Source organism: Acidobacteriota bacterium, from assembly GCA_028874215.1.
Taxonomy (GTDB): Bacteria; Acidobacteriota; UBA6911; order RPQK01; family JAJDTT01; genus JAJDTT01.
In genome coordinates this window covers 60,208-73,702 of sequence record JAPPLF010000041.1, presented here as the reverse complement: position 1 = coordinate 73,702, position 13,495 = coordinate 60,208, and the positions used below count along the sequence as shown (strand labels likewise).

At 63.2% G+C, this 13,495-nt stretch carries 7 protein-coding genes; 5 read left to right on the top strand and 2 right to left on the bottom strand.

Features of this window, described 5'->3' with window-relative positions; translation table 11 throughout:
* The first annotated feature begins 2 nt into the window (after window positions 1-2).
* Window positions 3-1,055 carry a threonine aldolase family protein gene (locus OXT71_07625; GenBank protein ID MDE2926249.1) on the top strand — a complete coding sequence of 351 codons (1,053 nt, stop codon included), beginning with the start codon at window positions 3-5 and terminating at the stop codon, window positions 1,053-1,055.
* Between the two features lie 15 nt (window positions 1,056-1,070).
* Here the strand turns inward: OXT71_07625 and OXT71_07620 are convergent, their stop codons facing one another.
* Entirely contained in the window at window positions 1,071-4,202 is a 3,132-nt protein-coding gene (locus tag OXT71_07620) for an efflux RND transporter permease subunit (protein ID MDE2926248.1), read from the bottom strand.
* The gene (locus OXT71_07615) at window positions 4,199-5,332 is read right to left on the bottom strand and encodes an efflux RND transporter periplasmic adaptor subunit (GenBank protein ID MDE2926247.1); all 1,134 of its coding nucleotides are present in this window, start codon (window positions 5,330-5,332) and stop codon (window positions 4,199-4,201) included. The genes OXT71_07620 and OXT71_07615 overlap by 4 nt, the downstream gene beginning before the upstream one ends.
* Window positions 5,333-5,485: 153 nt before the next feature.
* On the opposite strand from OXT71_07615, the gene OXT71_07610 reads away from it, so the two are divergent.
* The 4 genes from OXT71_07610 (at window position 5,486) to OXT71_07595 (ending at window position 13,464) form a co-directional block, all read left to right on the top strand.
* The gene (locus OXT71_07610; protein MDE2926246.1) at window positions 5,486-5,896 is read left to right on the top strand and encodes a hypothetical protein; all 411 of its coding nucleotides are present in this window, start codon (window positions 5,486-5,488) and stop codon (window positions 5,894-5,896) included.
* A 308-nt stretch (window positions 5,897-6,204) separates the two neighbouring features.
* The gene (locus OXT71_07605; GenBank protein ID MDE2926245.1) at window positions 6,205-8,868 is read left to right on the top strand and encodes a hypothetical protein; all 2,664 of its coding nucleotides are present in this window, start codon (window positions 6,205-6,207) and stop codon (window positions 8,866-8,868) included.
* 216 nt (window positions 8,869-9,084) lie between these two features.
* On the top strand, window positions 9,085-10,635 hold the full coding sequence (locus OXT71_07600; protein ID MDE2926244.1) for a carboxypeptidase regulatory-like domain-containing protein: 1,551 nt from the start codon (window positions 9,085-9,087) through the stop codon (window positions 10,633-10,635).
* A gap of 123 nt (window positions 10,636-10,758) precedes the next feature.
* On the top strand, window positions 10,759-13,464 hold the full coding sequence (locus OXT71_07595; GenBank protein ID MDE2926243.1) for a hypothetical protein: 2,706 nt from the start codon (window positions 10,759-10,761) through the stop codon (window positions 13,462-13,464).
* The last annotated feature ends 31 nt before the right edge of the window (window positions 13,465-13,495 follow it).

Below are 13,495 nucleotides of genomic sequence, written 5' to 3'. Positions count from 1 at the left end.
CGATGCCCGATATCAGGATCGATCTGTACAGCGACACCTTGAGCATGCCCACTCCGGAGATGCGGCGTTTCGCCTGTTTTGCCCCGGTGGGGGACGAGCAGAAGGGAGAGGACCCCTCGGTCAACGAGCTGCAGGAGATGGTGGCGGAGATGCTGGGTAAGGAGGACGCGGTCTTCCTGCCTTCCGGGACCATGTGCAACCAGATCGGCCTGGCGGTCCATTGCCGGCCGGGAGACGTGATCCTGCTGGACCGGACCGCCCATCCCCTCATCGCCGAATCGGGAGGGACGGCGATCCTGGCGGCGTCCACGGCTTACCCCATCGACGGTCCCGAAGGAATGTTCACGCCGGAGCAGGTCAGAAACCTCATGTATCCGCCCAGCCGGTACCGCCCCACCATGCGCGTCGTCTCCATTGAGCAGACGGTCAATGCTCCTGGCGGACGCATCTGGCCCTTGGAACAGTTGCGGGAAGTCTGTGGAGTCGCTCACGAATGGGGATTGGGGACCCACATGGACGGCGCCCGGCTCTTCAACGCCTCGGTGGCCAGCGGGATCGGCGTCGCCGACTACGCCGCTACCCTGGACTCCGTCTGGATCGACCTGAGCAAGGGTCTCGGCGCTCCGGTGGGAGCCGTCCTGGCCGGAAGCCGGGAGTTCATCGAAGAGGCCTGGCAGTGGAAACAACGCATCGGCGGGGCGATGCGCCAGGCCGGGATCATCGCGGCGGCGGGGATCCACGCGCTGCGGCACCACATCTCCCGCCTGGCCGAGGACCATGAGAATGCCGGCCGATTGGGCCGCCACATCGCCGGGATCCCGGGTCTGGACATCGACCTGGACGCGGTCGAGACCAACATCGTGCGGTTCGACGCCGCCCGTCTCGGCATCTCGTGTCCCGAGTTCGCCCGGCGGCTGGAAGAGGAAGAGGGCGTTCGGGTCAGCACGCCCGGGCCCTTTCTGAGAGCCGTCACCTATATCGGCATCAGCGAGGCGGACGTGGACGAGGCCGCCGCCGCCATGCGCAGGCTGGCCATGAGAATTCGTAGCGGATGAGTCATTCGAGAGGAATCAACCCGTCACGCGAGACGGCTGGCCCAGGGCCAGGTCCGGCCTTTCCTGGCGCCGGCGGCTCCACACCCGCTCGAGGACGAGAAAGAGGGTGGGGATCAGAAAGAGGGTCATGAAGGTGGAGGAGATCAGGCCGCCGATGAGGACCCGGGCCATGGGGACCTGAAGCTCGGCGCCCTCTCCGATTCCGATGGCCATGGGAGTGAGTCCCAGGACCGTGGTCAGAGTGGTCATCAGTATGGGCCGCAGACGCCGGCGGCCTCCCGTCAACAGGGCGTCCATCAGCGGCAGACCGTGTTGGCGATGAAGCTGCAGGACGTAGTCGACCAGGACGATGGCGTTGTTCACCACGATTCCCACCAGCATGATCAAGCCGATGAAGCCCTGGAGATTGAAGTTGGTCTGAGTCAGAAACAACGCCAGGATCACTCCGATGAAGGCGAGCGGGATGGAGAACATGATCAGAAACGGGTACTTGAACGACTCGAACTGCGCCGCCATCACCAGATAGACGAGAATCACCGCCAGCAGGAAGCTGATCTGCAACAGGAACCGGGCCTCCTCCTGCTCCTCCCATTCGCCCGAGAAGACCAGAGCGATGTCCGGAGACGTCGCCAATGGCCTCACCGCTACTTCCAACTCGCGGACCACCGATCCCATGTCGCGGGTTCCCGAGAGGTTGCCCGAGACCGAGACGATTCTCTGCTGATCCTTCCGGGAGATGGAATTCGGGCCTTCACTCCGGTTCAAATCCACCAGGGAGCGCAGCGGCACCACCGAACCCGCCGGAGTCTGGATCGGAATGGCCATGACGTCCTCGCTGCTCAGCCGATCCTCTTCCCGGTAACGCACCAGAATCTCGTACTCGTCCCCGCCCTCCCGGAAGTAGCTGGCCACGGTGCCCCCGATGCTGGCGCGTACGGTGGTGGCGACGTTGGAGACGGTGAGGCCCATGGTGGCCGCCTTGGCCCGATCGATCCGGATGTGACTTTCGGGCCGGCCCGGGCTCCTGCTGATGGCGGCGTCGGAAACTCCCTCCAGCGACTCCATGATCCGCTTGATCTGCACGGCCAAGTTGAAACATTCGTTCATGTCGTGCCCGCGAATGTCGATGGAGAGGCGATCGCCTTCACTCTCGGTGGCCCAGCGCATGGCATAGTTGCCGCCGCTGGTGCGGACCCGGGGGACCACTCCCGGGAAGTCGGCGAACAACGGACGCAGGGCGTCGGCGATCTGCTGGCTGCTCCGCTCCCGCTGGGCCAGCGGGACCAGATAGACTCGAAGAGTCACCGTATTGGTGTTGGCCGTTCGCCAACCGCCCCGGGAACCGACCTCCACCAGCAGGTTGTCGAGTTCCGGAACCCGCTCCCGCACCAATCTCTCCGCCCGGTTCGCCAACTGGTCCGTCACCTCCAGGCGGGTCCCTTCGGCCAACTCCAGGCGGACCCGGACCTGACCCTCGTCCGCCTCCGGCTGCAGTTCCAGGCCGATGAAGGGCACCAGCAAAAACCCGCCCACCACCACCAAGGCGCTGGTGGAAACGATCAGCGCCGGATGCCGCAGGGACCAGCGGAGGACGCCGGCATAGCTCCGGTCCAATCCTTCCATCCACTGTGCGCCCTTTCGGGATAGAGCCTGGAGCCAGCCGGCTCGATCAGGCTCTCTGACGCGGATGAAGCGGCTGGAGAGGAAGGGGACCAGAGTGAGCGACACCAACAGCGAACTGAACAGCGAGAAGGAAACCACCCAGGCCAGTTGCTGGAACATGAGACCGGACATGCCGCTCATGAAAACGACCGGCAGGAATACGGCAATGGTGGTAAGGGTCGACGCAGTGATGGCGAGAGCCACCTCCTTGGTGGCGTTGCGGGCCGCCGCCTTCTTCTCCTCACCGTCCTGCCGGTGCCGGAAGATGTTCTCCAGCACGACGATGGCGTTGTCCACCAGCACTCCGACCCCCAGCGCCAGTCCGCCGAAGGTGATCACGTTCAACGTGAACCCGCTGAAATACATCAGGCCGAAGGCGGCCAGCACGGAAATAGGAATGGAGATGGCCACCACCAGCACGCTGCGGAAGTTGCGCAGGAACACGAGCAGGATGAAGACGGCGAGGAGCGAACCAAAGAAAGCGGCGTTCCGAACATTGCCCACCGCCCGCGTGATGAACTTGGAGGTGTCGTACAGCGAGTAGACGCGGACCTGCGGATAGTCCCGATTGATCCGCTCGATGGCCCGGTCAACGGACCGGGCCACCAGCACGGTGTTGGCGCCGGACTGCTTGCGGACACCCATCCTGATGCCGGGGACGCCGTTGACACGCACCAGGTGCCGGATTTCCTGATGGCTGTCCTCGACCGTGGCGATGTCCTCGATATAAATCGGGGTGCCTTGCCGGATGGTCACCATGGTTCGACGGATTTCGTCCATCGAGGCGTACTCGCCCTCGGTTCGCATCAGCACTTCGAACGTGTCCTCGATGACGTGTCCGGCAGGCTCGTTCAGGTTCTCGCGGCGCAGTGCCGCCATGACCTGGGCCGGGCTGATGCGGAGGGTATGCATCTTGGCCCGGTCCATCACCACGTGGATCTCACGCTCCAAACCTCCCCAGATATCGGCCTGGGCCACGCCCGGAATCCTCTCGAACCGGTATTGGATCTGCTTTTCCGCGAATTCGCGCAACTCCCTGGGGGGCATCTCGCTGGAGATTCCCAGAAACATGATGGGGAAGATGCTCAGATCGTACTTGTACAAGGTCGGCGGATCCGCATCTTCGGGCAACTGTCCGCGAATCCGGTCGATCCGGGCGCGGAGTTCTTCAGCGCCCGCATCCAGGTTCACTCCCCACTCGAAAGAGACCCGCACGCGGCTGGTCCCCTCGGAGGACCGCGAAGTCATTTCCTTGATGCCGGGAGTGGAGGCCAGGGCCCGTTCCAGAGGAATGGTGATCAGTTCCTCGATCTCCCGGGGCCCCACGCCCTGATAGGTGGTGGTCACGCTGATGGTGGGAAAAGAGACGTCCGGCATCAGGTCGACCGGGAGATTGAGAAAGGAGATCCCGCCCATGAGGGCAACGATGAGGAAGACGACGACGATAAAGACGGGGCGCCGGATCGCCAGATCGGGAAGACTCATTCGGACCTCACCGCATCCCCTTCGTTCAAGTTCTGGGCTCCGGAGGCGACCACCTCGGATCCATCCTCCAAGCCGGCCAGAACTTCGACCACGTCGCCCTCGATGCGGCCGATCGCGATATCACGGAACACCGTGGTCCGTTCCTTGGTCAGAAAATAGACGCCGTGCCGTTCGCCGCGGGTCAGCAACGCCGAACGGGGGATGCTGAGCGCCGTCTCGGAGATTCTGGCGTCGATCCTCACGTGGGCGAACATCCCCGGTTTCAGCATCCCGTCGCGGTTCACGATCTCGATCTCGACGTCAGCGCTCCGCGTCTCCGGATTGAGGAAGGGACTGATCCGGGTGACGGTTCCCTGGTACACCCGGTCGGGATAGACGTCCACCACGACCCGGGCGGGAAGACCCACCCGGATGCTGCTGATTCCGCTTTCCGAGACCGGGACCACGGTCTTGACCCGCTCCAGTTCCAGCACCGAGACGATAGTCACGCTGGGGTTCACCAGCGCGCCCGGCTCCAGGTGACGGACTCCGACGAAGCCGTCCAGCGGTGAGTAGATCCGGGTCTGGCCGTGCTGAATCTTGTACTCGCTGAGCGAGGCCTCCGCCTGCCTGACCTGCGCCCGAACCAGATCCAACTGCGCCTGCGACACCCGCATCCGGCTGACCAGATCCTCCAGGTCCTGATTCGAGATGAGATTTTCTTCGTGGAGCTCACGGTACCGCGCGACCTGGACCTTCAGGTTCTCGTAGGTGGCCTCCTCCCGGCTCACCGCGGCGGTGGCCACGGCCACGGCGGCCTCGGCCCGGTGAATCTGCTGCAGGAGATCCACGTCGTCGACCACCGCCAGCAGTTGTCCCTTGCTGACCGGATCCCCCCGGTCGGCCAGAACCTGCTGGAGGCGTCCGCTGATCCGGGACATGACCTCGACCACCGCTTGGGGCCTCAACTCGCCCAGGAGGTCCAGATTGGTCTCGAACGCGTGAGGCCGTACGGTGGCGGTCTCCACCAGAAGCGCGGGCCCTCGCTGCGGAGCATCCATGGACTCCACCGCCAACTCACGGTAGAGGCGCAGTCCGACCCACGCCAACAGGGCACCCAGAATCAGGACGACGAAAAGCCGCTTCAACAAGACCGCTCTCCCGGAATCAGACCAGTGTAGTCCTTTCTCGATTCAAGATCAGCCGGAAATCTTTCTCCTACATGGCGCGGCCTCCGGCGGTCCGTGGCCAAAGTCGTCTCGGGCTGATAAGGTGGGATTTCTGCTGGCGGGTCCGGACAGGACATGGGTAACGACGCAGAAGCCAGGATCGCGCATCTTCAAATGATCCAAGCCGTCGTCACGCGCATGGCGGGAAACTCTTTCCAGGTCAAAGGATGGACCGTCCTATTGGCGGCTGCACTTTTCGCCCTCGCCGCTGTTGATTCCAACCGGTTCTTCGTCTATGTGGCGTATCTTCCGGCGGTCATGTTTTGGGCGCTGGATGCGTATTTCCTGCGCCAGGAGCGCCTGTTTCGGAAGCTCTACGACCCGGTTCGAGAGGCTGGGGACGGAAAGGTCGATTTCTCGATGAACACTCACGCCTTCAGCGTGGGAACAACGTGGAGCGTCGCGTGGACGCGGACGCTCTGTCTGTTTCACGGCACGATCGCAGCCACGATCCTTGTCGTCATGCTGGTACTCAGCCGTCCTTGATGGACCGTCGCGAAGCGGTCGGTGGAGTCACCAAACCCGGCCGGCAATCCATGGTGAATCGGATTCATCCATTGCGGCGAGTGGTGTTTCAAACCGGTCTCCTTTTTTCGACTCTCCTTTTTTTTTCCGGCTGCGGGACCGTTCCGGCGCCTGACACCACCCTGCCATCGGACCTGACATCCGGGAAACGATGCTTCCTGATCGAATTGGGACTCGACGATCCCCGGCCGTCCGATTGGAGTGGGCGCCTGGACGCGGAGCCCGGTTCCGTACAATTGCTGCCGTGGCGAATCAACGAGGACACATCGGTGGGTCCAGGTTCCTCGTGGAGCGCCCGGACCCGGAGATTCGAGTCCCGCAAACCCACCTACTGGGAGGAACCGACCCGGAACCAACTGTTCGTTGGTGGAGATCCACTCCGCAGCACCACCGCCTACTCCAGGCTGGTGTGGCCGGGACTGCTGGCAGTGACGGCGCAACCTGGAGAGTGGACCTTTTCGACCTCCAGAGGACCGCTGAAGATCGATACACGCAGTTTGGAACCGGGGGTGCGAAGGTCCCAAATGGCCGGACAGGTGGCCGCCAGCCAAGTCCCTCTGTTCCAGATCCTGACCCGTGAAGGGACGTATGACGATTTCCCGGCCCTGGCGGCCTCGGAAGCCGGCTGCCGGGTGGGCTGGATCGAATTCAAGGACGAAGGCCAGCGGATCCTGACCCGCCGTTTGTCCGGCGGAGCCTGGTCTTCCCCGATTGAGATCCGCGAAGGCCAGGATCTCTCCGATCTCCAGATGGTGACCTCCAGCGACGGCCGGACCTGGTGGATCTGGTCGGAGCAAATCGATGGAAACTGGGACCTGTTCGCCCGTTCCGGCGAGAACGGCGTGCCGGGGCGGCTGACGCGTCTCACCCAGGATCCCCTTCCCGACCTGTATCCGCGGGCCGCCGCCGGGCGCAGCGGCGAGGTCCACCTGGTCTGGCAGGGGTTTCGCGGCTCTCAGTCGGACGTGCTGATCAGGACCCTCCGAGACGGTTCCTGGGGCCCCGCAAGGAGAGTGAGCGACTCGACGGCCAATGACTGGAAGCCGGCCCTTGCGGTGGATTCCCAGGGTGGCGTCCACGTGGTCTGGGACACGTACGAGAGAGGCGACTACGATCTTCATCTGCGCCGGGTTGGTCCCCAGGAAATGGGCGAGGTCGTCCCGGTGTCCCGCTCCAGGAACTTCGAGGGCTACGCCGACGTGGCCTGCGACGCCCGGGACCGGGTCTGGATCGCCTGGAACGAATCGGGTCCCAACTGGGGCAAGGACTCGGGCTTCTGGGTCGACCGTTCCCGGCAGACCTTCCTGGACGAGCGGACCATCCGTGTCGCCGTATACGACGGGGACCGATGGAGCCGTCCGCTGGAAGACGTCTCCCAAGTCCTGGAAGACCATTTTTCCAAGCTTTCCCGCAGCGGCCTGAGAATCTATCGCCCGCCCGCAACCCGAATCCGGTTTCGGAACGACAACGAACTGCCGCGGTTGATCTGGGACCGGCAGGGACGAATGTGGCTCTTCTTTCGCCACCAGGAGTCCACGGCAGGGGACGGATCCACGCTACGGCCGGGTTGGGAAGTCTACGGCGTCTTCTACCAGGGCTCCTCGTGGTCCGCGCCCATGATGGTCCCCCGCAGCATCGGGAGACTGGACATGCCCTTGGCGCTGGACGTCTCCGCGAACGGGACGCTCTGGATGGCCTGGCTCACGGACCACCGAAGAATCCACCGCGCATCTCCCGATTCCCGGACCCTGCAGGAGGACGTGGTGGTGGGGAGGTTGGAGCTGTCCCGCACCGGCGAGGTTGCTCAACTGGAAGATCATCAGCCTCGGGAAGAATCCATCGAACCCTACCACCGGGACGAGCCGGGCGACCTGGCCCGGATCCGCTCCTACCGCGTGAACGTGGAGGGAAAGACCTATCGGATCGTCCGGGGAGACATGCACCGCCACACCGACTACTCCCAGGACGGGGGTCTGGACAGCTCGCTGCACGAGACCTACCGCTACGCCCTGGACGCCGCCTCTCTGGACTTTCTGGCCATCACCGACCATTATCCGGGAAAGTACGTCTGGTGGGAGACGCAGAAATCGATCCAGCAGTTCCACCTCCCCGGCAGGTTCGTCCCGCTGCTGGGATACGAGCGGAACCTGGGTTATCCCAACGGCCACCGCAACGTGGTCTTCGCCGGTAGAGGCGCCCCCGTGCTTGACGCCGCACCCCAGGAGCGTTCGGGAATCGTCAACAGCGGAGACGTCCTCTACGACTACCTCAGGAAGTACGACGGACTCGCCATGCCCCATACGCCGGGAACCCCGACCATGGGGACCGATTGGCGGGACCATGCCGAGGACGTGGAGCCGCTGGTGGAGATCTTCCAGGGGGACCGGACCTCCTACGAACGTCCGGGAGCGCCTCTGGCGGCGGTTCGGGACGACGACGCCACTCACCGGGGCGGCTATCTCGAGGAGGGCTTCGTCTGGAAGGCCTGGGAGAAGGGATACCGGCTGGGCGTCCAGGCCAGCTCCGATCACTGGTCCACCCACTACTCCTACGCCTGCCTGCTGGTGGAGCGTTTCGACGCCGAAGGGTTGATGGACGCCATGCGCCGCCGCCACGCCTACGCCGCCACCGACAACATCGTCCTCGATTTCAGGGCGGAACAGGGCGGCCGCATCCACATCATGGGGGATGCCTTCGACGCCGACTCGGGGGCCACGTTGCGGGTCCACGCCGAGGGGACCGGACCGGTTGCCGACGTGGTCCTGATCCGGGACAACCGGGTCGTCTACACGCGAAAGCCGGGCGGGAGCCGGGTCGACTTTTCCTTCCTCGAAACGGATCCGGAGCCCGGAACCCACTTCTACTACGTCCGGCTCCAGCAGGCCGATGGACATGTCGCCTGGTCGTCCCCTATCTGGATCACCTATCGGTGATGGCTCGATGAGACTGCTGAGCGAATCTCCCGGTCGTATGTTTCCACTCGCCTGAGTCGAGCCGTCAATCCGCTCCAGCGCCCAATCGACGCGCGACTCAGAAAAAATAGAACTTTTCTGTGACCAAACCTGACTTCCGGACGTTGTACAAAGAAGAGGGGGCAGACAAAAGCCCCGCAAACCACAGTCAAGAAGCCAAGTTGAGAAGGATATGGCATGAGGAACAGAATTATGCGGCGCCGAGTGATCACTCTGGCACTTGTCTCGTTGGCCGTTCTTCTCTCGTTGGAGTATTGGAAACGGCAAGAAAAGACGACAACGTCGAGCGAGCAAGCACGGACAACTTTCGCAGAGCCGGTCTCCGGCCCGAATGAGTCTCCTCGCAAGACCGTTCAAGCCGCGCCAGGGGGATTTCGTCGGAACAGACTCAGTGAAGCCAAGAGAAAGAATACGGCAGAGAGTACTCGTGTCGAAATCCTGATCCTGGATGAGGACTCCCGGTCGCCAATCCCGGCGGCGACTCTTACAGTTCTCAACTTGCAGACGAGAACTGTCGAGTCATCTCATGCGAGTGACGGGAGCGGGCGAGTCCTGCTGAATCTCGAATTCGGCGAATACCGGGTCACCGCAAGACACCCCGAGTACGCCAAGGCCGGAGGGTCACCTCGCTTCCGGGCCGACTCGCTGACACCTACGATTCGAAGAACGATCGCCCTCCCGCCCAAGACCCATGCAACAGGCATCGTGAGGAATCAGTATGGCCAGGGAGTTGAGGAGGCATCTGTACTCTTCAAGCACATGACGCGTGGAAAGGCGGAGGGCACTCTCTTTCGAACGAAGACACGCCAGGGCGGCTGGTTTGAGGTCGGGATTCCGCGCGGAACTTACAAGGTTCATGTGAGCAAGCTGCTGCACAAGCCGATTCTGGAGGAGGGGATCCTGATTCCCGGGACTGAGCCGATTCAAATCATCCTGGCAGAGGAGACAGGACTGGTCAGATTGTCCGGCGAGGTGGTGGACGGATCCGGACAACCCGTTACCAGCGCAATGTTGATTGTGAAACCCAGGGCAATGCCAAGGCGAGGGACCTCGACCGACGCCAACGGCTATTTTGAAATGATGATACCTACGGGTAAGGCAAGGATGTTTGTGAACGCCTCAGGCTACTCCAGCCACCAGGAACAACTGAGGCTAACTGGCGACATCACCAGGAATATCACTCTGAGCAAGCGCGAAATCTTTACCGTGCGTGTGTACGATCCGAGCGGAAGGCCGGTGAAAGATGCAGGGGTGGAGGGCAGATCACTAGAAGACGACGGACTGGTGCTACATGAATCACCTGGTGACGATTTGAAGGCATCCGGAGAAGACAAGCAATACTACGCCACGACGTACCCTGTCCGAATATTCGCCTCAGCCGTTCACCTTGGCTTCGGCTTCTCCGAGGCCGTGGTCATGCAGGAATACCAACCCTACATTGAGCTCCATCTGAGTGGCCGCGGAGAACTCCTGGGCCGGGTCGTAGACCAAAAGGGTAGGCCGGTGCAGGATTTCAGTATCAGTCTGAACGACAAGGAAACTGGTCGAGGAGGGTCGAGCAAAATACTCTCCGAGCACGGACAATTTGCCTTCAGGCACATTCCTGCCGGGACCTATTCCCTGACTGTTGCCGGCTATGGTGACAGCTCGTTTCATCGGGTATTTCCGGATGTGGCGATCCGAGATGACATTCCCACCGTACTGGAGCTCGTACTATCTGAGAGGTAGGGCGGATCAGCTATCATTGACGGCTCGATGAATCCACTCCGTGCCGATTCTTCCGCCGCAATCGTCCCCACAACAGGGATTTTCGTCTCAGTCAAGCCCCGAATCCGCGCTTGCATACGTGTAATGATTCTTTCCGTCTGCGTGCTCTGGACCACGCCCGACGTGGCTGCGGTTCTGACGCTGCGGACAGGCAGCCACAACGGAGTTCCTCCTTTCCCTCGGACCAATGGACGACAGATCGCCGGCAACTCCAAGGGAATCTGGTTCCTGGCCCACGACGGCGCCGCCGATGGGAACCCGACGGTTTTCCTATCGACCTCCAAAGACCCCCGTCCTGAATTTGCCGGCGATTTCACCCCTGCCATGGCCATGGCAGGGGGGTCGAGCCGGCCGGTCCTGACCGGTCCGTTCACGGGCGCGCGGGCGGCGAGCCTGGTCATCGGCCGGGACGACATCCTGCACCTGGTCTTCCAGAGTTCCGAGCCGCAAGGGATCTGGTATGCGCGGTGCCCAGCCGGAAGCATGGACCCGTCAGCGAGCCTGGGAAGGAGAAAGAATTGGACCCGGGCCGACGGCAAGACCCCAGGTCCCGAAAGAATCGATCACGGCGAGGGGACCGAATTCGGGGACCTGGTGACCGATGCCCGGGGCCGGCCCTGGATCCTCTACAGCCAGGCCGTTCCGGCCGCCGCCGAGAACATCTATGAGTTCCGGGACAAGGGCCATTCGTACTCGAGGCGCGCCCGCCGGCCGGCCCGGCAACTCTGGGCGGCTTCGCCAAGAGAGGGAGGCTGGATCCGGCGGCCCCTGACGCGTCCGGGCGATTTTGGCGCCCCGGTCGCCGATCTGGACCGCTCCGGCACATTGCACCTGACCTCCTCGAGAAAAGGGTTCAACTTCCTCTTCTATCTCCAATTCCCCAATTTCACCGACGGCTTCGACCGTCAGCGCGACTTCACCACCTCCGCCCCCCATGTCCCCTGGACCGGAACCGGATTCGTCAGCCACAGCGTCATCGGCTGGGGCCGGCACGCCCTGGTGGCCTGGGAAAAGGTGGAGCATCAGATCCTGTACGCCTTTTTCGACGGAGAATCCTGGAGCGTCCAGGGACTGCACTCGAGTCCGGAGCATTTCCATCACCCCATTCTGGTTCGGGATCCGCACGACGCCGGTTGGGTCTTCTGGACCAATACGACGCGGAGCCACACCTTCTATTCCCGGTGGCTGGGCTCCCGGTTCGGCGCGGCCTGCAGAGGACGAACGGCCGGCGGCGATCCGGTTTCCCACGAGGCGATGACCCGGGCGCCCGCCCTCAGTCACTTCCACACCGTGGGCAAAGGGACGGGAGGGAACGCGGAAGCCCTGGGGATGGCCCTCGCCACCCGGGGCAGCGGCGGAGGCGTCTTCTTCGACACCTTGAAGGTCCCGGACCTGAATCCGGAGCCGGGCCGCAAGATCCTCTTCCTCGACATGCTGGAAGTGAGCGCTCTGGACAACCTGCGGCGCTCCTTTCACCCCATGCGCAAGCACCCGGCCAACCCGGTCCTGCGCAGAGGTTCCCCCGGGACCTGGGACGACGCACGAGCCATCGCCTACGGAGAGGTTCTGCTCGACGACGGCAAATTTCGAATCTGGTATTCGGGCACCGACCGGGACACCGTGAGAAACCGGTACTCGGGCGGTTACCGGGTCGGTTACGCCGAGAGCGAAGACGGCATCCACTGGGTCAAGCCGGTTCTCGACCAGGTGGAACACCGGGGATCAAAGCGGAACAACATCGTCGACCTGAGCTACCGGCCGCACGGCCATTGGGCCATGGTGGTCAAGGACGAACGGGATCCCGACCCGGAGAAGCGCTACAAGGCGATGGTGGACCACACGGACGGCAACCGGCTCCACTACTCGGCGGACGGCATCCGCTGGTCCGGCGGGATCCTGGTCAATCCGAACCGGCTTCCCGGCGGCGGCACGAATCCGGGCCGCTTCGGAGACCGGAGGAATCTGTTCCACGATTCGCTGGAGACCGATCCGGAGCGCCGCTGGAAAGTGTTCGGCCGCCACTGTTTCGGGACCGGCCTGCTGGTTCCGCGATACACCCGCCGAACCTGCCGGTACTGGAGCCCCGACCTGATCCATTGGACTTCCGACCCCCGGAATCCGGTCTTCTATCCACGCGCCGGAACCGAAGTGGAGCAACATGCCATGTCCGTCTGGATCGCCGGCCAGGTGTATCTGGGTCTGTTCGACGCTTGGGACGCCCTGCAGTTGAGCCCCCAACAACTGGCCGTGAGCCGGGACGGGCGCAACTTCGTTCACGTCTTCGACGGCGTCCCCGCCGTCGAGTTGGGGCCGCCCGGCGCCTGGGACGGCGGCTGGACCTCCCCTGCGGATCTGCCGGTGGCCGTGGGAGACGACCTGTGGCTCTACTACTCGGGCAGTCCGGTGAGCATCGGGCCGTACCACGACTGGATCGACCTGCCCATGGAGAGCGGTCTGGCCACCATCCGCAAAGACGGATTCGTGAGCCTGGAGGTCGCGGAAGGGAAGGACTCGGGGTGGTTCACCACGATTCCTCTGGCCGGAAAGTCTATCCCTCCGGATCTTGAGGTGAATGTCGAAGGACTCTCCCGTAACGCGGGCCGAATCGCCGTCGAGTTGATCGATGCCCGGCAAGTGCTGGCCACCGGTCGAGTCCTGAACCAGGATGGAGTAGCGGTCCCGGTCCGGTGGACCCGGACCCGAAGGGTCGAGCACCCGGGCACGGGAACGCTACGGCTCCGCTTTACGCTCGACGGCCGAGCCCGCCTCTACGGTTTCACCTTCAGATAGACTCACGGTGCGTTTGATCTGAATCGGACAG